General features: G+C 71.0%; 15 protein-coding genes. 6 read left to right on the top strand and 9 right to left on the bottom strand.

Annotation, left to right across the window (positions count from 1 at the left end):
• Positions 1–96: 96 nt before the first annotated feature.
• The 6 genes from ACIPFH_RS01425 to iolC form a co-directional block, all read right to left on the bottom strand.
• Entirely contained in the window at positions 97–1,494 is a 1,398-nt protein-coding gene (locus ACIPFH_RS01425; protein ID WP_401821956.1) for an APC family permease, read from the bottom strand.
• Positions 1,495–1,749: 255 nt separating this feature from the next.
• Positions 1,750–3,252: a CoA-acylating methylmalonate-semialdehyde dehydrogenase gene (gene mmsA, locus ACIPFH_RS01420; protein ID WP_401821954.1), complete on the bottom strand. Its 1,503-nt coding sequence runs from the start codon at positions 3,250–3,252 to the stop codon at positions 1,750–1,752.
• Positions 3,253–3,266: 14 nt separating this feature from the next.
• Positions 3,267–5,159, bottom strand: a complete 1,893-nt coding sequence (gene iolD / locus ACIPFH_RS01415) for a 3D-(3,5/4)-trihydroxycyclohexane-1,2-dione acylhydrolase (decyclizing) (RefSeq protein WP_401821951.1) — start codon at positions 5,157–5,159, stop codon at positions 3,267–3,269.
• Entirely contained in the window at positions 5,156–5,992 is an 837-nt protein-coding gene (iolB, locus tag ACIPFH_RS01410) for a 5-deoxy-glucuronate isomerase (RefSeq protein ID WP_401821950.1), read from the bottom strand. Before iolB ends, iolD begins: the two co-directional genes overlap by 4 nt.
• Positions 5,993–5,999: 7 nt before the next feature.
• On the bottom strand, positions 6,000–6,884 hold the full coding sequence (locus ACIPFH_RS01405) for a deoxyribose-phosphate aldolase (RefSeq protein ID WP_401821948.1): 885 nt from the start codon (positions 6,882–6,884) through the stop codon (positions 6,000–6,002).
• A complete protein-coding gene (gene iolC, locus ACIPFH_RS01400; RefSeq protein ID WP_401821945.1) occupies positions 6,881–7,831 on the bottom strand; it encodes a 5-dehydro-2-deoxygluconokinase in 951 nt (316 codons plus the stop codon). The genes ACIPFH_RS01405 and iolC overlap by 4 nt, the downstream gene beginning before the upstream one ends.
• A 175-nt stretch (positions 7,832–8,006) precedes the next feature.
• On the opposite strand from iolC, the gene ACIPFH_RS01395 reads away from it, so the two are divergent.
• From ACIPFH_RS01395 to ACIPFH_RS01385, 3 genes are all read left to right on the top strand, one after another.
• Entirely contained in the window at positions 8,007–8,933 is a 927-nt protein-coding gene (locus tag ACIPFH_RS01395; protein WP_356250789.1) for a sugar phosphate isomerase/epimerase, read from the top strand.
• Positions 8,934–9,093: 160 nt separating this feature from the next.
• Positions 9,094–10,053 carry a helix-turn-helix domain-containing protein gene (locus tag ACIPFH_RS01390; RefSeq protein WP_401821944.1) on the top strand — a complete coding sequence of 320 codons (960 nt, stop codon included), beginning with the start codon at positions 9,094–9,096 and terminating at the stop codon, positions 10,051–10,053.
• Between the two features lie 466 nt (positions 10,054–10,519).
• Entirely contained in the window at positions 10,520–10,720 is a 201-nt protein-coding gene (locus ACIPFH_RS01385; RefSeq protein ID WP_401821942.1) for a helix-turn-helix transcriptional regulator, read from the top strand.
• Positions 10,721–11,091: 371 nt separating this feature from the next.
• Here the strand turns inward: ACIPFH_RS01385 and ACIPFH_RS01380 are convergent, their stop codons facing one another.
• Together ACIPFH_RS01380 and ACIPFH_RS01375 are read right to left on the bottom strand one after the other, a co-directional pair.
• Positions 11,092–12,135, bottom strand: coding sequence for a zinc-dependent alcohol dehydrogenase family protein (locus ACIPFH_RS01380; protein ID WP_356250783.1), 1,044 nt, complete (start codon positions 12,133–12,135; stop codon positions 11,092–11,094).
• A 48-nt stretch (positions 12,136–12,183) separates the two neighbouring features.
• Positions 12,184–14,610: an MMPL family transporter gene (locus tag ACIPFH_RS01375; RefSeq protein ID WP_401821939.1), complete on the bottom strand. Its 2,427-nt coding sequence runs from the start codon at positions 14,608–14,610 to the stop codon at positions 12,184–12,186.
• 142 nt (positions 14,611–14,752) lie between these two features.
• Here ACIPFH_RS01375 and ACIPFH_RS01370 point away from each other — a divergent pair, with 142 nt between their 5' ends.
• The 3 genes from ACIPFH_RS01370 to ACIPFH_RS01360 all read left to right on the top strand — a co-directional run bounded on the left by ACIPFH_RS01370 (position 14,753) and on the right by ACIPFH_RS01360 (position 18,336).
• Entirely contained in the window at positions 14,753–15,424 is a 672-nt protein-coding gene (locus ACIPFH_RS01370) for a TetR/AcrR family transcriptional regulator (RefSeq protein WP_401821937.1), read from the top strand.
• Positions 15,425–15,742: 318 nt separating this feature from the next.
• Positions 15,743–15,982 (top strand): heavy-metal-associated domain-containing protein, encoded by a 240-nt coding sequence (locus ACIPFH_RS01365; protein ID WP_401821934.1) that lies wholly within the window; start codon positions 15,743–15,745, stop codon positions 15,980–15,982.
• A 110-nt stretch (positions 15,983–16,092) separates the two neighbouring features.
• Positions 16,093–18,336, top strand: a complete 2,244-nt coding sequence (locus tag ACIPFH_RS01360) for a heavy metal translocating P-type ATPase (protein WP_401821932.1) — start codon at positions 16,093–16,095, stop codon at positions 18,334–18,336.
• A gap of 848 nt (positions 18,337–19,184) precedes the next feature.
• On the opposite strand, the gene ACIPFH_RS01355 is transcribed toward ACIPFH_RS01360, so the two are convergent.
• On the bottom strand, positions 19,185–20,483 hold the full coding sequence (locus ACIPFH_RS01355) for a citrate synthase (RefSeq protein ID WP_020131734.1): 1,299 nt from the start codon (positions 20,481–20,483) through the stop codon (positions 19,185–19,187).
• Between the last annotated feature and the right edge of the window lie 167 nt (positions 20,484–20,650).

Genomic DNA, 20,650 nt, shown 5'->3' with positions numbered 1-20,650 from the left:
ACGGGGTCAACCTGTCGTCGAGTTGTCGACCACAGACCGAACCCGGCACCATCCCGGCGGCGTACGAGGAGGCGCGCCGTACACCAGACGCGGTACTCAGGCCCGCGTGTCCTCCGGGATCGACACCAGCCAGCGGGTGTCGGGGCGGGGGCGGAGGTAGAGCGCCCAGTAGAGGGTGGCGGCGGCGGTGATGCCGCCGGTCCACAGGAGATGGACGGTCTCCTGCCGGGTGAGGACGTAGCCGAGGACGGCGATCAACAGGACCGGCAGCACCGGCCACAGCGGCATCCGCCAGGCGTGGGTGTGCCGGTGGTGGCCGCGGCGGGAGAGCAGGGCCGCGACCGCGACGAGCAGGTACATGCCGGTCACCGAGACGCCGGTGACGCCGTACAGGGTGTCCAGGTTCACGAAGCAGAGCAGCGCTCCGGGGACGCCGACGGCGAGCGTGGCGACCCAGGGGGAGCCGAAGCGGCCGAGCTTGGCGAGGGCGGCGTTGACCGGCCGGGGCCAGGCCTTGTCGCGGGCGGAGGCGAACAGGACGCGGGAGTTCTGGATGACCATCACGATCCCGGCGTTGATGATCGCGAGGGCCACGCAGAGGCTGACGAAGGTGCCGACGGCCGAGTTGGACCAGGCGGTGACCATGGCGCTGATGTCGCCGCCCGTGAGCTGGGCGAGGTCGGAGGCGCCGAAGGTGATGGCGACGACCGGGACCAGGATGATCACGGTGGAGATGGCGAGGGTGGCGAGAACCGTGCGGGCGACGTTGCGGCGCGGGTTCTCCAGTTCCTCGGAGAGGTAGACGGCGGTCGAGAAGCCCTGGGTGACGAAGAGGGCGATGGCGAGGCCGGAGACGATCAGCATGGCGGTGACGGTGTCGGTGTGGCCGTCGGCGCCGGCGACCTGCATCGAGACCAGGCTGCCCGCGCCGCGGTGGCCGTGGGCGAAGCCCAGGACGGCCACGGCGGCCGCCGCGATGACCTCAAGGACCAGGAAGACGCCGGTGATCCAGGCGTTGGCGCGCAGGTCGAGCAGGCCGGCGAGGGTGGACAGGAGCATGACGGCGGCACCCGCGAACGAGGGGTCGAGATGGACGACCGGGGCCAGGTAGTCGGCCGTGCCCATCGCGATCACCGGCGGAACGATCATGACGACGAGCAGGGAGAGGACGAAGACCAGCCAGCCGGCGAGCCGCCCGGCCAGCGTCGACACCATGGCGTACTCGCCGCCCGCGCTGGGGACGAGGGTACCCAGCTCCGAGTAGCAGAACGCCACGGCGACACAGAGCAGCGATCCGATCGCGATCGTGAGGGCGGTCGCGGTGCCGAGCGAACCGAAGAGGTCCGGGACGACGACGAAGAGGGTGGAGGCGGGGGTGACGCAGGAGAGGGTGAGCAGGGTGCCGCCGACGACTCCGATGGAGCGCTTGAGCTTCTGGGGACTGCCGGGCGCCTGAGGGAGGGCGGTCTCGACAGGGCGGAGCGTGTCGGTCATGCGGCGATTCCGATCGACTCGTGCGGATGCCTCCGGCGGCTGTGGTGGCGCTGCATGGAACCCCGACGAAAACCGGCGCGTCAATAGGTGTCAACCTACGGAACCCGTAGGTGAGGGGCGGCCTCTGCTGCGTTTACGGTCGTCTGCCGCAAGCAGCCACTGCGGCTCCGGGCGTGCGGGAACCGCAGGCCGGGCGTCGAAAAAACGTGCGGCCGTCCGGAGTCCGGACGGCCGCACAGGGAAAAGCCGGGTCGATCAGTGGTTGCGGGGGAAGCCCAGGTCGACGCCGCCGGGACCGTCGGCCGGGTCCGGCCAGCGGGTGGTGACGACCTTGCCGCGGGTGTAGAAGTGCGTGCCGTCGTTGCCGTAGATGTGGTGGTCGCCGAAGAGCGAGTCCTTCCAGCCGCCGAAGCTGTGGTAGCCGACGGGGACCGGGATCGGGACGTTCACGCCGACCATGCCGGCCTCGATCTCCAGCTGGAAGCGACGGGCCGCGCCGCCGTCCCGGGTGAAGATCGCGGTGCCGTTGCCGAACGGTGAGCTGTTGATCAGCGCCACGCCCTCGTCGTACGTGTCCACGCGGAGCACGCACAGCACCGGGCCGAAGATCTCGTCCTGGTAGGCCTTCGCGGTCGTCGGGACCTTGTCGAGCAGCGAGATGCCGATCCAGTGGCCGTCCTCGAAGCCGTCCACCGTGTAGCCGGTGCCGTCGAGGACCACCTCGGCGCCCTCCGCCGCCGCGCCCGTGACGTAGGACGCCACCTTGTCGCGGTGCACGGCCGTGATCAGCGGGCCCATCTCCGACGTCGGGTCGTTTCCGGGACCGATCTTGATCTTCTCGGCGCGCTCGCGGATCTTCTCCACCAGCTCGTCGCCGATGGCGCCGACGGCCACGACCGCGGAGATCGCCATGCAGCGCTCCCCCGCCGAGCCGTAGGCCGCCGAGACGGCCGCGTCCGCCGCCGCGTCGAGGTCGGCGTCCGGGAGGACCAGCATGTGGTTCTTCGCGCCGCCCAGGGCCTGGACGCGCTTGTGGTTCGCGGCTGCGGTGGTGTGGATGTACCGGGCGATCGGGGTCGAGCCGACGAAGGACACGGCCTTGACGTCCGGGTGCTCCAGGAGGCGGTCGACCGCGACCTTGTCACCGTTGACGACGTTGAAGACGCCGTCCGGCAGCCCGGCCTCGGCCAGCAGCTCGGCGATCTTCAGGGACGCCGACGGGTCCTTCTCGGACGGCTTCAGCACGAAGGTGTTGCCGGTCGCGATGGCGATCGGGAACATCCACATCGGGACCATCGCCGGGAAGTTGAACGGCGTGATGCCCGCGACGACGCCCAGCGGCTGGCGGATGGACGAGACGTCCACCCGGCTGGCCACCTCGGTCGACAGCTCGCCCTTCAGCTGCACGGTGATCCCGCACGCCAGGTCCACGATCTCCAGGCCGCGCGCGACCTCGCCCAGCGCGTCGCTGTGCACCTTGCCGTGCTCGGCGGTGATCAGCTCGGCGATCTCGTCCCGGTGCGCGTCCAGCAGCGCCCGGAACTTGAACAGGATCGTGGTGCGCTTGGCGAGGGACGACGCGCCCCAGGTGGCGTAGGCGTCCTTGGCGGCGGCGACCGCCGCGTCGACCTCCTCGACGGTCGCGAACGCGACGTTCGTGGTGACGGCGCCGGTCGCCGGGTCGGTGACCGGCCCGTACGTACCCGACGCGCCTTCGACGGTCTTGCCGCCGATCCAGTGGTTGACGATCTTCGTCATGACCGAGTACTCCTTCACAGATGGCGGCGTCGGGTGGAGACGTGCCGTTCGTACAGCTCACGTGCCTTCACCGCGGACGGTCGGGTCGCGGTCTCGGCCACAGGTACATCCCACCAGGCCTGCGCCGGCGGCGGGCCCGACACAGTGTCGGCCGTTTCCGTCTCGACGTAGACACATGTGGGAGTGTCGGCGCGGCGCGCCTCGGCGAGGGCCTCGCGCAGTTCGCGGACGGTCTTCGCGCGCAGCACGCGCATACCGAGACTGGCCACGTTGGCGGCCAGGTCGACGGGCAGCGGCGCCCCGGTGAAGGTGCCGTCGTCCGAGGTGAAGCGGTACGCGGTGCCGAACCGCTCGCCGCCCACCGACTCCGACAGACCTCCGATCGAGGCATAGCCGTGGTTCTGCACGAGCAGGATCTTGATCGCGATCCCCTCCTGCACGGCCGTCACGATCTCCGTCGGCATCATCAGGTACGTGCCGTCGCCGACCAGTGCCCAGACGTTGCGTTCGGGTGCGGCCAGTTTCACACCGATGGCGGCCGGGATCTCGTACCCCATGCAGGAGTAGCCGTACTCCAGGTGGTACTGGTCCCGGGACCGGGCCCGCCACAGTTTGTGCAGGTCACCGGGGAGTGAACCGGCCGCGTTGATGATCACGTCCGACTCGTCGGCGAGGGCGTCGAGCGCGCCGAGGACCTGCGGCTGGGTCGGGCGTACGTCCGGCTCCTCGGCCTCGTAGCAGGCGTCGACGCGCTGTTCCCAGCGCTCCTTGTCCTCGGAGTACTCGGTGACATAGGCGTCCGTGACCCGGTGGCCGTGCGTCCGGAGGGCCGCGGTCAGCTCGCCGAGGCCGCTGCGGGCGTCGGCCACGAGCGGCAGACCGGCGAGCTTGTGGCCGTCGTAGGACGCGATGTTGAGGTTGAGGAAGCGGACGCCGTCGCCCGCGAACAGGGTGTGGGAGGCGGTGGTGAAGTCCGTGTACCTCGTGCCGACGCCGATGACCAGGTCCGCCGTGCGGGCGAGTTCGTCCGCCGTCGCCGTGCCCGTGTGGCCCACGCCGCCCACGTCCTGCGGGTGGTCGTAGCGCAGCGAGCCCTTGCCGGCCTGGGTGGAGGCGACCGGGATGCCGGTGGCCTCCGCGAACTCGGCGAGGGCCTCCTCGGCGCGGCTGTGGTGGACTCCGCCGCCGGCCACGATCAGCGGGCGCCGGGCGGCACGGATCGCGCGGACCGCCTCCGCGAGCTCGGCCGGGTCGGCGCCCGGGCGGCGTACGGCCCAGGTGCGCTCGGCGAAGAACTCGTCGGGCCAGTCGTAGGCCTCGGCCTGGACGTCCTGGGGCAGCGCGAGGGTGACCGCGCCCGTCTCCACCGGGTCGGTGAGGACGCGCATCGCCTGGAGGGCCGCCGGGATCAGGGCCTCGGGGCGGGTGACGCGGTCGAAGTACCTCGACACCGGGCGCAGGGTGTCGTTGACGGACAGGTCGCCCGCGTAGGGGACCTCGAGCTGCTGGAGCACCGGGTCGGCGACCCGGGTGGCGAAGATGTCGCCGGGCAGCAGGAGGACCGGGAGGTGGTTGACGGTCGCCAGGGCGGCGCCGGTGACCAGGTTGGTCGCGCCGGGGCCGATCGACGTCGTCACCGCGTGGGTGGACAGCCGGTTGGACTGGCGGGCGTAGCCGACGGCCGCGTGGACCATCGACTGCTCGTTGCGGCCCTGGTGGAACGGCATGTCGTCGCCGTACTCGACCAGCGCCTGGCCGAGGCCGGCGACGTTGCCGTGGCCGAAGATGCCCCAGGTCGCGCCGATCAGCCGCTGCCGTACGCCATCGCGCTCCGTGTACTGGGCGGCGAGGAAGCGGACGAGTGCCTGGGCGACCGTCAGCCTCGTCGTCGAGGTCTGCGCCGTCATCGGTAACCCCCTGTGCTCTCTACGTGGTCCGGGTGGAAGCAGATCCGCCACTCCCGTGTCTCGCCCGGTCCCGCCATGACGTTCAGGTAGTACATGGCGTGGCCGGGCTGGGCGATGGCCGGGCCGTGCCAGCCGTCGGGGACGAGCACGGCGTCGCCGGAGCGGACCTCGGCGAGGACGTCGGATCCGCCCTCGCGTGAGGGGGATACGCGCTGATAGCCGAAACCGTTCGGGCCGTCGATCTCGAAGTAGTAGATCTCCTCGAGTTCGGCCTCCTCGCCCGGCCGGTGTTCGTCGTGCTTGTGCGGCGGGTACGAGGACCAGTTGCCGCCGGGCGTGATCACCTCGACGGCGATCAGCTTGTCGCAGTCGAAGGCGTCGGCGGAGGCGAAGTTGCGCACCAGACGGGCGCAGTTGCCGCTGCCGCGCTCTTCGACGGGGACCTCCGGCGCGGGGCCGTAGCGGGCGGGGAGTTGTCGCTCGCACTTCGCTCCTGCCAGGGCGAAGCGGCCTCCCGCGCCGGAGGCGATCTGGACCCGGGCGTCACGGGGAACGTACGCGAAGTCGGTTACCGACGCGAAAACGCTCTCCCTGCCCAGGAGTTGGAACTCTTCACCGGCTGTTCGCACGGTACATCCGCCTGCCAGCGGAAGTACGATCCACTCACTGTCACCGGTGGTGAAGTGGTGCGTGCCGCCCGGCTCCAGCTCGATGATCCGCAGACCGCAGTAGTCCCAGCCGGCTCGCTTCGGATCGATGTCGAGAAGGTAGTGGGCGCCGGCGGTGGTGCCGTGCGGGATGTACAGGTCGTGGTGCGGCTCGGTGTTCGTCATACGGCCCTCACAGCAGTCCTACGGCGGTGTCCACGGCGGCGGCGACGTCCCCGTCCGCCGGGTAGAGCAGCGAACGGCCGACCACCAGTCCCCGGACGGTGGGGAGTTGCAGCGCCCCGCGCCACTTCTCGTAGGCCCCGTCCTGATCGTCGCCGACCTCGCCGCCCAGCAGGACGGCCGGGAGCGTGGACGTCTGCATGACCTCGGCCATGTCGTCGGGGTTGTCGGTGACCGGGAGCTTCAGCCAGGTGTAGGCCGAGGTGCCGCCCAGGCCCGAGGCGATGGCGATCGACTTGGTGACGGCCTCGGCGGAGAGGTCGTTGCGCACCTTGCCGTCGGCGGTGCGGCGGCTGATGAACGGCTCCACGAAGAGGGGGAGCCCGCGGGCGGCCATGTCGTCGATGGCGCGGGCCGTGCTCTCCAGGGTGGTGAGCGAGCCCGGGTCGTCGTAGTCGATGCGCACGAGCAGCTTGCCCGCGTCGAAGTTCAGCCGCTCGACGTCCTCGGGACGGTGACCCGTGAAGCGGTCGTCGAGCTCGAAGACGGAGCCCTGGAGGCCGCCGCGGTTCAGCGAGCCCATGACGATCTTGCCGTCGAGAGCGCCGAGGAGGAGCAGGTCGTCCAGGATGTCGGCGGTCGCGAGGACGCCGTCCACGCCGGGCCGGGAGAGGGCCAGGCACAGGCGCTCGAGCAGACCGGCCCGGTTGGCCATGGCCAGCCTGTCGCCGCCGACGCCGAGCGCGCCACGGGCCGGGTGGTCGGCGGCGACGATCATCAGCCGGCCGGAGTCGCCGACGAGCGGTCTGCGGACGCGGCGGGCGGCCGCCTCGGCGATCGCCTCGGGGTGCTGGGTGCGCAGGCGGACGAGTTCGGAGATGTCGACGGTCGTCACAGGACGGCCCCCGCCTTGATCGCCGCTTCCACTTCGTCCGGCGTCGGCATCGCGGAGGAGCACTCCAGACGGGAGGCGACGATGGCGCCGGCGGCGTTGGCGTGACGCATGGTCTTCTCCAGGTCCCAGCCCGCGAGCAGGCCGTGACAGAGGGAGCCGCCGAAGGCGTCACCGGCCCCGAGGCCGTTGAGGACGTTCACCGGCAGCGGCGGGACCTCGGCGGACTCGCCCCCGCTGTGGACCGCGAGGACGCCCTTGGGGCCCTGCTTGACCACCGCGAGCTCGACGCCCGCGTCCAGCAGCGCCTGCGCCGCCGCACGCGGCTCGCGCACTCCGGTGGCGATCTCCACCTCGTCGAGGTTGCCCACGGCGACCGTGGTGTGTTTGAGGGCCTCGGCGTAGAACGGGCGGGCGGTGTCGGGGTCGCTCCAGAACATCGGGCGCCAGTCGAGGTCGAAGACCGTGGTGCCGGCCTTGGCCCGGTGGGCCAGCGCGGCGAGGGTCGCCGTACGGCTGGGCTCCTCGCTGAGGCCGGTCCCGGTGACCCAGAAGACGCGGGTCTCGCGGACGGCGTCGAGATCGAGGTCGTGGGCGTCGATCTCCAGGTCCGGCGCCTTGGGCTGCCGGTAGAAGTACAGCGGGAAGTCGTCCGGCGGGAAGACCTCGCAGAAGGTGACGGGCGTCGGCAGCCCGGGCACGGAGGTGACCCAGCGGTCGTCGACGCCGAAGCCGCGCAGGGCCTCGTGCAGATAGGTGCCGAAGGGGTCGTCACCGGTGCGGGAGATCACCGCCGTGTCGCGGCCGAGGCGGGCGGCGGCGACGGCGACGTTGGTCGCCGATCCCCCCAGGAACTTCCCGAAGGACGTGACCTGCGGGAGTGGGACACCCGTCTGTAGCGGATAGAGGTCCACCCCTATCCGCCCCATGGTGATCAGGTCGTACGCCATCGAGTTCCCTTCGTATCGGCTCGTACCGTGAAGCCGCTCGTGGCACGTCCCCGGCACACGTCCCGCATCGGCTCTCACGGCTTTGTAGCCCCGCGCGGCGGGCCCTGTCAATGTTTTGTCCAGACATTCGGACCAGCCCTTGACACCCCTCCGGTGAGCCAGCACGCTGACGCCCATGACGTCGTTGTCACCTCAGTCACCAGTTTCCGGTGTTTCCCGCATCCGTGTCGGATCCGCCCCCGACAGCTGGGGCGTCTGGTTCCCGGACGATCCCGCCCAGGTCCCCTGGCAGCGCTTCCTCGACGAGGTCGCGCAGTCCGGCTACGAATGGATCGAGCTCGGCCCCTACGGGTACCTGCCGACCGATCCCGCACTCCTCACCGAGGAGACGTCGAAGCGTGGCCTGAAGGTGTCGGCGGGCACGGTCTTCACCGGCCTGCACCACGGCGAGGCCGTCTGGGAGAAGACCTGGGCGCACGTCGCGGACAACGCCGTGCTCGCGCAGGCGATGGGCGCCAGGCACCTGGTCGTCATCCCGTCCTTCTGGCGGGACGACAAGACCGGCGAGGTGCTGGAGCCGGACACCCTCACCCCCGAGCAGTGGCGCAACCTCACCTCGCTGACCGAACGGCTCGGCAAGGAGGTGCGGGAGCGGTACGGCCTCCAGATCGTCGTCCACCCGCACGCCGACACGCATATCGACAGTGAGGAGAACGTCGTCCGGTTCCTGGACGGCACCGACTCCGACCTGGTGTCGCTGTGCCTGGACACCGGGCACTACGCGTACTGCGGCGGGGACAGCGTCAAGCTGATCGAGACGTACGGCGAGCGGATCGGGTACCTGCACCTCAAGCAGGTCGACCCGGAGATCCTGGCGGACGTACGGGCCAACCAGGTGCCGTTCGGGCCGGCAGTGGCGCGGGGCGTGATGTGCGAGCCGCCGAGCGGTGTGCCCGCCCTGGGGCCGGTGCTCGAAGCGGCGCAGAAGCTGGATGTCGATCTGTTCGCGATCGTCGAGCAGGACATGTATCCGTGCGCGCCGGACGCTCCGCTGCCCATCGCGCAACGCACGCGGGCGTTTCTGCGGTCCTGCGGGGCGTAGCCCTCCCGGGGTTCGGCGGGTCGCCCACCGGGGTGCCGGGTTCCGTGCCCACGCGCGTGCGGGTTGTGTGTGGCTTGTCGCGCCCACGCGGCGGAGCCGCACATCGATACAGCCCGCGCCCCTTAACGGAGTTGCCGCTGACGTAGCACCATAGGCGCCCATGACTGGGAACGCCGTACGCACCCGATCCGGTGAAGGGCCCGGCGGGTCCTGGGAGTTCGCCTTCGCCCTGCCGCATCCCCGGCTGCGGCCCGGAGTGATGAGCTACCGCGGGATCCGGCTCGGCATGACCCGGCCCCGGCGGCGGTTGGAGACGCCGATCGGGGCGGCGACGTTGTTGTTGGGGTTCGGGGAGCCCGTTCGCATCTCTCGCGCCGGGCGGGCTCCGGACACGCTCGTGTCCGTGTACTGCGGGCCCACGACCACACCGGCCGTCGGTGAGCACGGTGGCCGGCTCTCGGGCATCGAGGTGCTGCTCACGCCCTGGGCCGCGTTCACCCTGTTCGGCACGCCACAGCACGAGCTCGTCAACCGGACCGTGGATCCGGACGAGTTGCCGCACGCGCTGGCCACTTCCGTGGGCGAACTCGCCGCCGCCCTGGCCGCGTTGCCCTGCTGGGCGGACCGGTTCGGGCTGCTCGACGACGTCCTCGGCCGCTGGCGGGACGCCGGTACGCCGAGTTCGGAGCGGGTGGCACGGGCCTGGTCGCTGCTGGTGCGGACGGGTGGCGCGATTCCGGTACCGCGGCTGGCCGAGGAGGTCGGCTGGAGCGTACGGCACCTGGAGAACCGTTTCCGTGAGCAGATCGGGCTCGGCCCCAAAGCGGCGGCCCGGGTGCTGCGACTGCAACGTGCCCGTCGGCTGCTGGCCGAAGGACAGAGCGCGGCGGAGACCGCGGCACTCTGCGGCTTCTACGACCAGGCTCATCTCAGCGGCGAGTTCAAGGCGATGACAGGGTGCACGCCGAGGGAGTTCGCGCAGGCCAGGCGTCTTCCGGTGCAGGCGTCGCCGGTGGCGGACCGGCAGAGCGGGGAGGCGACGAGCCTGGTCCTGCCGGCCCGCTCGGAGGATTGGTCCGGACCGGGTGCGCATTTTTCCAAGACCGGACGCATTGGCTGAATACAGGCTGAGGGTCTGCCAGTTGATCCGGTGATCTCCGGTTGGTCCAGGCGCTCGGTGTGTCGCTTCGGCCGGTCCGGTCGTTCCGGGGGGATGGCGGGGAGCGGGAACGGGTCGGGCCTGTCGCAGCGGGCCCGGCCCGCCCCTGTCGGCGGCCCTCGGGGCGTTTGTCGACGCGCCCCTCCCGCAGGCCCCGCGTGCGCCTCTGCGTCACCCGTGTCGCCTGTATCGCCTGTATCGCCTGTATCGCCTGTATCGCCTGTATCGCCCATGTCACAAACACCTCCCTTCTGTCACACATGTCGCATGTACGCGGGCTTTGTGTCACCGGAGGTCAACAGCCGCCTCCGCACGGTCACCGAGCGTCGTTCACGGGGCACAGGCTTGGTGATCGCCAGCGCAGCGCCGGGTCCCCCCGGGCGGCCTCCCGGCCGCCGACCCCCGCGCGCGCAGTGAGGTGCAACTCATGACCGACCGAAGGCTCTGGTCCTACAAGGAGATCGCGGCGCACATCAGGGTGCAGCCGGACACCGTACGGTCCTACCGCAAGCACGGACTGCTGCCTCCGCCGGACCACGTCGAGGGCGGCAAGCCCTTCTGGTACGCCGACACGGTCCACGCCTGGGTCGCCTCCCGACCGGGCAACCGGGGACGCGCTCTGGACTGACCCCGGTCGAAGACGGAACGGCCTGTGCCCCACCTACGCGTGGGGCACAGGGCTGTGGGACATGGTGCCGTGACGCACAGTGCTGGAGGACGCGATACCCGAGGACGCGGCGCTGTGGGACGCGGGGCCGTGACGCACGGTGCTATGACGCAACGGGCTGCGCTTCCTCCGCCTCGCCGTCGAGACCCACGCGACGGCGCTCTGGGACGCGGTGCCGTGCGACGCGGTGCAGGTGACGCACGGCGCTGCGGGACGCGGTGCCGTGGGACGCGGTGCAGGTGACGCACGGCGCTGTGGAACGCGGTGCCGTGGGACGCAGTGCCCGTGACGCACGGCGCTGTGGGACAGGGCGCGTCACGGCCTGGGCGGGGTCAGGCCCACGGGGCGATGACCGTCACCCCCGCGCCCGGTGCGGTGCCCAGTGCGGACAGGGCGGCCGGAGTCTCGTCCAGGGTGATCGTCGACGTCACCAGCAGGTCGGGGCGCAGCACCCCGGCCCGGACCAGCTCCAGCATCTCCGGGTAGGCGTGCGCGGCCATGCCGTGGCTGCCCAGGATCTCCAACTCCAGGGCGATGGCGCGGGCCAGCGGCACGGGGGTCGTGCCGTCCGCCGACGGGAGCAGGCCGACCTGGACGTGACGGCCGCGGCGGCGCAGCCCGTTCACCGAGGCGGCGCAGGTGACGGGGGAGCCGAGCGCGTCGAGGGAGAGGTGGGCGCCTCCCCCGGTCAGCTCACGGACCGCCTCCGCCGTGTCCGGCACCCCCGTGGCGTCCACGCACTCGGCCGCGCCGAACTTCCTGGCCAGGTCCAGGGCCTTCGGAGAGACGTCCACCGCCACCACCCGTGCCCCGCTCGCCGCCGCGATCATCACCGCCGAGAGCCCCACGCCTCCGCAGCCGTGCACCGCCACCCACTCCCCCGCCGCGACCCGGCCCTGTCGCACCACCGCCCGGAACGCCGTGGCGAACCGGCAGCCGAGCGAGGCCGCGGTGGCGTACGACAGGTCGTCGGGGATCGCGACCAGGTTCACGTCGGCGTGGTCCAGGGCCACGTACTGGGCGAAGGAGCCCCAGTGCGTGAAGCCGGGCTGGGTCTGCCGCTCGCACACCTGGTGGTCGCCGGACGCGCAGGACGGACAGCTGCCGCAGCCGCACACGAAGGGGACGGTGACCCGGTCGCCGGCCCGCCACCCGGTGACCCGGTCGCCCACCGTTTCCACGACGCCGGCCAGTTCATGACCGGGCACGTGCGGCAGGGTGATGTCCGGGTCGTGGCCCATCCAGCCGTGCCAGTCGCTGCGGCACAGGCCGGTGGCCTCGACGCGCACGACCACTCCGTGGGGGGCCGGCCGGGGGTCGGTCAGCTCACGTACCTCGGCCGGCTCCCCGTACCGCTCGAACACCACAGCCCGCATACCCACTCCGTCCGTCGTCCAGGGGCACCCCGGAGATCTCCGCGAACGCTAACCGCGCGCGTCGACCTTGTCCCGTCCCTGGTCGTCCGTCTTGCGGCCGTCCGGCCCGTGGTCGTCCCGCTCCCGGTCGTCCCGCGCGTCGTCGTCCGGCCCGTGGTCGTCCCGCGCGTGGTCGTCCGGCCCGTGGTCGTCCCGCGCGTCGCCGTCCGGCCCGTCGCCGTCCGGCCCGTGGTCGTCCCGCGCGTCGTCCTCCGGCCCGTGGTCGTCCCGCGCGTCCTCGGACGTGGCGGCCGGTGCCCGGTGCGCCGACTCCCCCTCGCTCAGCCCGAACCGCTGGTGGAACCTGCGCAACGGCGCGGGCGCCCACCAGGTGGCCTTGCCCGTGAGGCGCATGATGGCCGGGACCAGGAGGCTGCGCACCACCATCGCGTCCATGAGGACCGCCAGGGCGATGCCCAGACCGAGCATCTTGGTGTTGGTGACGCGTGAGGTGCCTATCGCGACCATCACCACCGCCAGGATGACCGCCGCCGCCGTGATCAGGCCTCCCGTGCGCCGCAGGCCGAGGCCGACCGCCCCCTCGTGGTCGCCGGTGCGGTCGTACTCCTCCTTGATCCGGGAGAGCAGGAACACGCCGTAGTCCATCGAGAGGCCGAAGGCCACGCAGAACATCAGGACGGGAAGGGTGGTCTCGATGGATCCGGGGCTGGTGAAGCCGAGCAGGCCGGAGAGGTGCCCGTCCTGGAAGACCCAGACCACCGCGCCGAACATCGCCGTCAGGCTGAGCGCGTTGAGCAGCACTGCCTGGAGCGGGATCAGCACGCTGCCGGTCAGGAGGAAGACCAGGAGCAGGGTGACTATCGCTATGAAGGCCGCCGCCCAGGGCAGTTGGGCGCCGATCGCGTGCTTGGAGTCGACCAGGACGGCCGCCGTACCGGTCACCTTGGTCTCGAAGGGCGCGGCTGTGGCCCTCAGGTCGACCACCAGCGTCTGGGCCGTGTCGTCGACGGCCTCGCCCTTGGGCAGCACCGTGAAGTACGCCGAGTCGCCGCTCACCAACGGGCCCTCCACCCGGGCCACTTCCGGCAGCGCCGCCACACGCTCCTTGTAGGCGGCGTACTGGGTCGGCGTCGCCCTCCCCTCGGCGAGGACCTCGAGGCCACCGCCCGGGCTGCCCGGGAAGCCGTCCCTGATGTGCTGCTGCACCACATGGGACTCGGCGGAGGAGGGCAGTTGGCGGTCGTCCGCCGTGCCGAATTTCACGCCCAGGAAGGGCAGTCCGAGGAGGACGAGGACGGCCGTGGTGGCCAGGGCGAAGAACGGGGCCCGTCGCATGACCAGGTTCGCCGCGCGGCCCCAGGCTTTGCCGCCCTCCTCGCCGGACACCGCCGCGGACCGGCCTCGGCGGAACAGGCGCCGCAGGTCGAGGGAGTTGACCCGGTCGCCCAGCAGGACCAGCGCCGCCGGGAGCAGGATCAGGGCGGCCGCGGCGGCCAGCAGGACCACGGCCATGCCGGCGTAGGCGAAGGAGCGCAGGAAGTACTGCGGGAAGAGGAGCATCGCCGCGAGGGACACCGCGACCGTGAGCGCCGAGAAGAGAACCGTGCGGCCGGCCGTGCGCAGGGTGGTGCCGATGGCCGTCGACGGATCGGCGCCGGCCGCGAGTTCCTCGCGGAAGCGGCGGACGATGAACAGGGCGTAGTCGATGGCCAGGCCGAGGCCCAGGGCCGTGGTGAGGTTCATCGCGAAGATGGAGACGTCGGTGAACCGCGTGAGGCCGCTGAGGACCGCGTTGGTGCCGAGGATCGCGACGATGCCGATACCGAGCGGGAGCAGGGCGGCGACCGCGCTGCCGAAGACCATCACCAGCAGTACCAGCGTGATCGGCAGGGCGATCACCTCGGCCCGGGTCAGGTCCTCCTGGATGATGGTCTGCATCTCGTGCCGCACGGCGACGCCGCCGCCGATCCTGACCTCCACCGGCCCGTGCGTACCGCGCAGGGAGGGGGCGACGCGGTCGAGGGTCTCGCCCATCGTCTTCTCGTCGCCCGTGATGCGGGCGGCTATCAGCGCCTCGTGGCCGTCCTTCGCGCGCAGGGCGGCAGCCGCACTCGTCGCGTCCGCCTGCCAGTAGGAGCCGACGCCGACGACTCCCTTCTCGGCGGCGAGGCTCGCGGTGAGCCGGTTCGCCTCGGTCACGACCGCCGGGTCGTCCACCGAGGCGTCGCCCGCGTCGAGCAGGAGCAGGAGATTGGGCTGGGAGCCGGGGAACTCACGCTCCAGGGCCTTGGTCGCGTACGTGGACTGCGCGCCCGGATCCTCCCAGCCGCCGCTGCCCAGCCGCTCGGCGACGCCGCTGCCGGCCAGCACCGCGAGCACGGTGAGCACCAGGGCCGCGAGCAGCGACAGCCCGGGCCGGGCGGTCACGAAGCGGGTCCAGCCTCCGGGCCGGGGTGGGCTGTTGACTTCGGTCATCGTGCGGTGTCCCCTTCAGCCTGCAAGCAGTCGTGAAACCCGTAAAATGGCAAACACGAGACAGCGCTCGCGTTTCGGATCTCCAGAATGCGAGCGACCGCTCGTGTTTGTCAATCGTGTTCGGGAAAGCTGGGGACAACCCGTGGCCGAGAGCCAGGAGAAGGAACAGCCGCGCCGCCGCCAGGCTCGCGGCGAACGGCGCATCGCACAGCTGCTCGAGGCTGCGGCCAGCGTCTTCTGCACGACCGGCTACACAGCCGCCAGCACCAACGCCATCGCCCGCGAGGCGGGCGTCTCACCCGGCACGCTCTACCAGTTCTTCCCGAACAAGGAAGCGATCGCGATCGAGCTGGGCGACCGCCTCATGCACAAGATGCGCGACACCTTCGGCGAGGCGCTCGCGCCGGTCGACCCGGCGACCCCGCTGGAGGAGGCGGTCGGCACGGCCGTGGACCGGTTCATCGCCTTCAACTGCGACCACCCGGTGTTCTTCGCCCTGATGCACGGCCCCGACATCCCCGGCCACATCGCCGAGGAGCACGACGCGCTCCACGCCACGCTGCTCGCCCGCATCGAGGGCCTGCTCTCCTCCCTCCTGCCCGACGCGCCCCCCGCCGACCTCGCCCGCACCGCGCACATGTGTCTGGGCCTGTACAAGGCGGGCCTGGAGCTGGTCCTGGGGCACGAGGGCGCCGAGCGCGACGCGTACGTCCGGGAGCTGAAGAACGTACTGGTCCGCTACCTGGAGCCGTTGGTGGGCGACCGGCTGGGCTCCCGCGTGGACGGCGGCGCCGACGTCACGACGGCGCCGTAGCCACGCCGTAGCCCGCCCGACGCACGGCCGGAGACGGAGCGGCCGTGCGGGGTACCCGCCCCCCTCGGCCGGTTCGCCGCGCCGTCCGTCGGCACGCGCCCCGGCGGGCGGTCCGGCGCTCCGCGGCCGCACGCGTCCGGAGTACCCCCCGCGACTCCGTGTCTGCGGACGGCGCCCGCACGGCGTCCGCGTGGAGTCCGTGCGACGCCGTGCGACGGGTTCCTACCTTGGCTTCATACCCCCTAGGGGTATAGTGTGAGTCAACGGGAGACCTCTCGCGGCCCCGTCCGCCCCACCCGCCTCCTCGAGGAGAACGACATGACCGCTCGAACCGACACCCCGGGCTCCGTCACCACCGTCTACAAGGTGAGCGGCATGAGCTGCGGTCACTGCGAGGGCGCCGTCTCCGGCGAGCTCTCCGAGCTCTCCGGTGTCACCTCGGTGAAGGCCGTGGCCTCGACCGGTGAGGTCACGGTCGTCTCGGCCGCCGCGCTCGACGAGGAGGCCGTGCGCGCCGCCGTCGACGAGGCCGGCTTCGAACTGGTCGGCCAGGCCTGAGGCACCCACCGCCCGGCACCCGCTTTCGACTCCCCTCCTCCACCCACCGGGCCGTGCCGACCAGCTGATACTGGTTCCGTACGGCCCGGTCAGCTTCCTGGAGCACGGACATGACCAGCACCACCACGGAAACGCCGATAGCCGGACCGACCGAGCCGACCGCCGAGGTCGAACTGCTCATCGGCGGGATGACCTGCGCCTCCTGCGCGGCCCGCGTCGAGAAGAAGCTCAACCGCATGGACGGCGTCAGCGCGTCGGTCAACTACGCGACCGAGAAGGCTCAGGTCAGCTATCCGGCCGGGATCGAGGTCGCCGACCTGATCGCGACCGTGGTGAAGACCGGGTACACGGCAGAGGAGCCCGTGCCCGTACCGGACCCGGTCCAGGAGGACTCCCCCCAGGACCCCGAGCTCGCGGGTCTGCGCCACCGGCTCCTCGTCTCCGTGCTGCTCGCCGCGCCCGTCGTGCTGCTGGCGATGGTGCCCTCGCTCCAGTTCGACAACTGGCAGTGGCTCTCGCTGACGCTCGCCGCGCCCGTGGTCGTCTGGGGCGGCGGCCCGCTGCACAAGGCCGCCTGGACGAACCTGCGGCACGGCGCGGCCACCATGGACACCCTGGTGTCCGTCGGCACGCTGGCCGCGCTCGGCTGGTCCCTGTGGGCGCTGTTCTTCGGCGACGCGGGCATGCCCGGTATGCGCCACCCCTTCGAACTCACCGTCTCACGCACGGACGGCGCCTCCACGATCTATCTGGAGGTCGCCGCCGGGGTGACCGCCTTCATCCTGCTCGGCCGCTATCTGGAGGCCCGCTCCAAGCGGCGCGCGGGTGCGGCGCTGCGGGCCCTCATGGAGCTGGGCGCGAGGGACGTGGCCGTGCTGCGGGACGGCAAGGAGGTGCGGATCCCCGTCGACCGGCTGGCGGTCGGGGACCGGTTCGTCGTGCGGCCCGGGGAGAAGGTCGCCACCGACGGGACGGTCGTGGAGGGCGCGTCCGCCGTGGACGCCTCGATGCTGACCGGCGAGTCGGTGCCGGTGGACGTCGGACCCGGCGACGCCGTCACGGGCGCCACGGTGAACGCCGCCGGCCGACTGGTCGTCGAGGCCACCCGGATCGGCGCGGACACCCGGCTCGCGCGCATGGCGCAGCTGGTCGAGGCCGCGCAGACCGGCAAGGCCGAGGTGCAGCGGCTCGCCGACCGGATCTCGGGGATCTTCGTGCCGGTGGTCCTGCTGCTCGCGGCCGCCACCTTCGCCGGCTGGCTCGGCGCGACGGGTGACACGGTCGCCGCGTTCACGGCGGCCGTCGCGGTTCTGATCATCGCCTGCCCGTGCGCGCTCGGGCTCGCCACGCCGACCGCGCTGATGGTCGGCACCGGACGCGGCGCCCAGCTCGGCATCCTCATCAAGGGCCCCGAGGTCCTGGAGTCCACGCGCCGGGTCGACACCGTCGTCCTCGACAAGACCGGGACCGTCACCACCGGCCGGATGACCCTCCAGGACGTGTACGTCGCCGACGGCACCGACGAGCGGGAGCTGCTGCGGCTCGCGGGCGCCCTGGAGCACGCCTCCGAGCACCCGGTCGCCCGGGCGGTGGCGGCGGGCGCCGAGGAACGGGTCGGGGAGCTGCCGGTGGCCGAGCGGTTCGAGAACGTGCCGGGGCGTGGGGTACGCGGGCGCGTGGAGGGTCACGAGGTGGCCGTGGGGCGTCTCTTCGAGGCCGTTCCGGACGACGTGGCACGCGCCAAGGGCGAGGCGGAGCGGGGCGGTCGTACGGCCGTGGTCGTGGGCTGGGACGGCGTGGCGCGCGGGGTGCTCGCGGTCGCCGACGCGGTCAAGGAGACCAGCGCCGAGGCGGTGCGGGAGCTGCGCGCGCTGGGGCTCACGCCGGTACTGCTGACCGGGGACAACCGGGCGGTGGCGGAGGCGGTCGCGGCGGCGGTCGGGATCGACCGGGTGATCGCCGAGGTGCTGCCCGAGGACAAGGTCGACGTCGTACGGCGACTGCAGGGCGACGGGCGGGTCGTCGCCATGGTCGGGGACGGCGTCAACGACGCGGCCGCACTCGCCACCGCCGACCTCGGGCTGGCCATGGGGACGGGCACGGACGCGGCGATCGAGGCGAGTGACCTGACGCTGGTGCGGGGGGATCTGCGGGTGGCCGCGGACGCCATCCGGTTGTCCCGGCGGACCCTGGCGACGATCAAGGGCAACCTGGTGTGGGCCTTCGGGTACAACGTGGCCGCGCTGCCGCTGGCCGCCGCCGGGCTGCTGAACCCGATGATCGCGGGGGCGGCGATGGCGTTCTCGTCCGTGTTCGTCGTGACGAACAGCCTGAGGCTGCGCGCCTTCAAGTGAGACCGCCGCCCGAGACCGACCTCCGCCCGGGACCACAGGGTGAGACGGCCAGGTGAGACCGCCGCGTAAGTGACCGGCGAGTAGCACCGTGCCGATCAGGGAGACCCCTGGAGTCCTGCGCGAGCCTCACATAAGCTCTTCACAAGGCTCGCGCATCATCATTACGCTTGGGCCTCGATCGCCGTATCCGGTCTCTTGCGCATCTAACGGACATATGCAAGAGACACAGATCACAGTGATGCGAACGTAACCATCGAAGGGGTTCGAAGGTCTAAGTTGACGATGTCGGGAAGCGTCTTGGGGGGCGTGACCTGACATCTGGGGATGTCTTGGGGGACTTCCTCAGAGATGCGTTGCCGGGGCACGTACACCGGGAAGCTTTGAGCGGCCCTCCCAGCGTGCGCTGTCCCGGCAGATCGCACACAGCGGTGGCAGGACGAGTTCTGCTCGTTCTGCTCAACCGCAGGCACAACAACCGCAGATGGTTACCGAACAGCGAATTCAGGCGCTGTCCTCACAACGCCCGGCCGGATCCCGTGGGGGGAATCCGCACCGGGACATGGGAAGGCGCCCTGGTCGTCGGCCCGTGGGGGGACCGCCGCCGGGGCGCCTTCCGTATGCCCTGCGCACATTCCCGCATAAGGCGACCGCGCACCTCACATGCCACCGGGCGCGCCGCATACGGCTCGTACGTATCGCGCACATGCGACTGCGCACATACCTCTGCACACGTACGTCTGCGCGCGTACCTCTGCGCACATGCGACTGCCCGGGAAGCGGGTCCCGGGCAGTCGGAGAAATCACCGGCGACGAGGCGCTCCGAGAAACGGCGCCCCCTTCGGCAGGTGTCAGCGCTCCTCGACGGGAACGAAGTCGCGCTCGACGACGCCCGTGTAGATCTGGCGCGGGCGGCCGATGCGGGAGCCGGGCTCCTTGATCATCTCGTGCCACTGGGCGATCCAGCCCGGGAGGCGGCCCAGGGCGAACAGGACCGTGAACATCTCGGTCGGGAAGCCCATGGCCCGGTAGATCAGGCCGGTGTAGAAGTCGACGTTCGGGTAGAGGTTGCGCGAGACGAAGTAGTCGTCGGAGAGCGCGTGCTCCTCCAGCTTCAGGGCGATGTCCAGCAGTTCGTCGGACTTGCCGAGGGCGGAGAGGACGTCGTGCGCGGCCGCCTTGATGATCTTCGCGCGCGGGTCGAAGGACTTGTACACCCGGTGGCCGAAGCCCATCAGGCGGACGCCGTCCTCCTTGTTCTTCACCTTGCGGATGAAGGAGTCGACATCGCCGCCGTTGGCCTGGATGCCCTCGAGCATCTCCAGCACGGACTGGTTGGCGCCGCCGTGCAGCGGGCCCCACAGGGCGGAGATGCCGGCCGAGATCGACGCGAACATGTTGGCCTGGGACGAACCGACCAGGCGGACCGTGGACGTCGAACAGTTCTGCTCGTGGTCCGCGTGCAGGATCAGCAGCTTGTCGAGCGCGGAGACGACGACCGGGTCGAGCTCGTACTCCTGCGCCGGCACCGAGAACGTCATCCGCAGGAAGTTCTCGACGTAGCCGAGGTCGTTGCGCGGGTAGACGAACGGGTGGCCGATCGACTTCTTGTAGGCGTACGCGGCGATCGTCGGGAGCTTGGCGAGCAGCCGGATCGTGGAGAGGTTGCGCTGCTTCTCGTCGAACGGGTTGTGGCTGTCCTGGTAGAACGTCGACAGCGCCGAGACGACCGACGACAGCATGGCCATCGGGTGGGCGTCGCGCGGGAAGCCGCGGTAGAAGTTCTTGACGTCCTCGTGCAGCAGCGTGTGCTGGGTGATGTCGCTCTTGAAGACGGAGAGCTCGTCGACGGTCGGCAGCTCGCCGTTGATCAGCAGGTAGGCGACCTCGAGGAAGGTCGACCGCTCGGCCAGCTGCTCGATCGGGTAGCCGCGGTACCGGAGAATGCCTTGTTCGCCGTCAAGGTAGGTGATGGCGGATTTATAGGCGGCCGTGTTGCCGTAGCCGCTGTCCAGGGTCACCAGACCGGTCTGGGCGCGGAGCTTCCCGATGTCGAAGCCCTTGTCGCCGACGGTGCTGTCGATCACCGGGTAGGTGTACTCGCCGTCGCCGAACCGCAGTACTACAGCGTTGTTGGTGTGCTCGCTCACGTCATCCCTCACCGACGTTGTGCCTCTTCTTCGAGGTTGCCCTGACTGTCTTCTACCATCCCCCATTTGGCGCACCAGAGTGCACTCGGGGTCGACCATTGGGCTTATCGGCGGCACTCAGTGCCGCCAACTAGCTCATCCTGCCGCCTTCGTCACAGTTGGGGAAG

This window comes from Streptomyces sp. NPDC088157, assembly GCF_044741545.1.
Classification (GTDB): domain Bacteria; phylum Actinomycetota; class Actinomycetes; order Streptomycetales; family Streptomycetaceae; genus Streptomyces.
This window is presented reverse-complemented; position numbering and strand designations above follow the sequence as displayed.

Bases quoted from the DNA above. Each gene is read 5' to 3' on its own strand.
- ACIPFH_RS01425 (WP_401821956.1), bottom strand. From the start codon at position 1,494: ATGACCGACACGCTCCGCCCTGTCGAGACCGCCCTCCCTCAGGCGCCC.
- mmsA (WP_401821954.1), bottom strand. From the start codon at position 3,252: ATGACGAAGATCGTCAACCACTGGATCGGCGGCAAGACCGTCGAAGGC.
- iolD (WP_401821951.1), bottom strand. From the start codon at position 5,159: ATGACGGCGCAGACCTCGACGACGAGGCTGACGGTCGCCCAGGCACTC.
- iolB (WP_401821950.1), bottom strand. From the start codon at position 5,992: ATGACGAACACCGAGCCGCACCACGACCTGTACATCCCGCACGGCACC.
- iolC (WP_401821945.1), bottom strand. From the start codon at position 7,831: ATGGCGTACGACCTGATCACCATGGGGCGGATAGGGGTGGACCTCTAT.
- ACIPFH_RS01395 (WP_356250789.1), top strand. From the start codon at position 8,007: ATGACGTCGTTGTCACCTCAGTCACCAGTTTCCGGTGTTTCCCGCATC.
- ACIPFH_RS01390 (WP_401821944.1), top strand. From the start codon at position 9,094: ATGACTGGGAACGCCGTACGCACCCGATCCGGTGAAGGGCCCGGCGGG.
- ACIPFH_RS01385 (WP_401821942.1), top strand. From the start codon at position 10,520: ATGACCGACCGAAGGCTCTGGTCCTACAAGGAGATCGCGGCGCACATC.
- ACIPFH_RS01380 (WP_356250783.1), bottom strand. From the start codon at position 12,135: ATGCGGGCTGTGGTGTTCGAGCGGTACGGGGAGCCGGCCGAGGTACGT.
- ACIPFH_RS01375 (WP_401821939.1), bottom strand. From the start codon at position 14,610: ATGACCGAAGTCAACAGCCCACCCCGGCCCGGAGGCTGGACCCGCTTC.
- ACIPFH_RS01365 (WP_401821934.1), top strand. From the start codon at position 15,743: ATGACCGCTCGAACCGACACCCCGGGCTCCGTCACCACCGTCTACAAG.
- ACIPFH_RS01360 (WP_401821932.1), top strand. From the start codon at position 16,093: ATGACCAGCACCACCACGGAAACGCCGATAGCCGGACCGACCGAGCCG.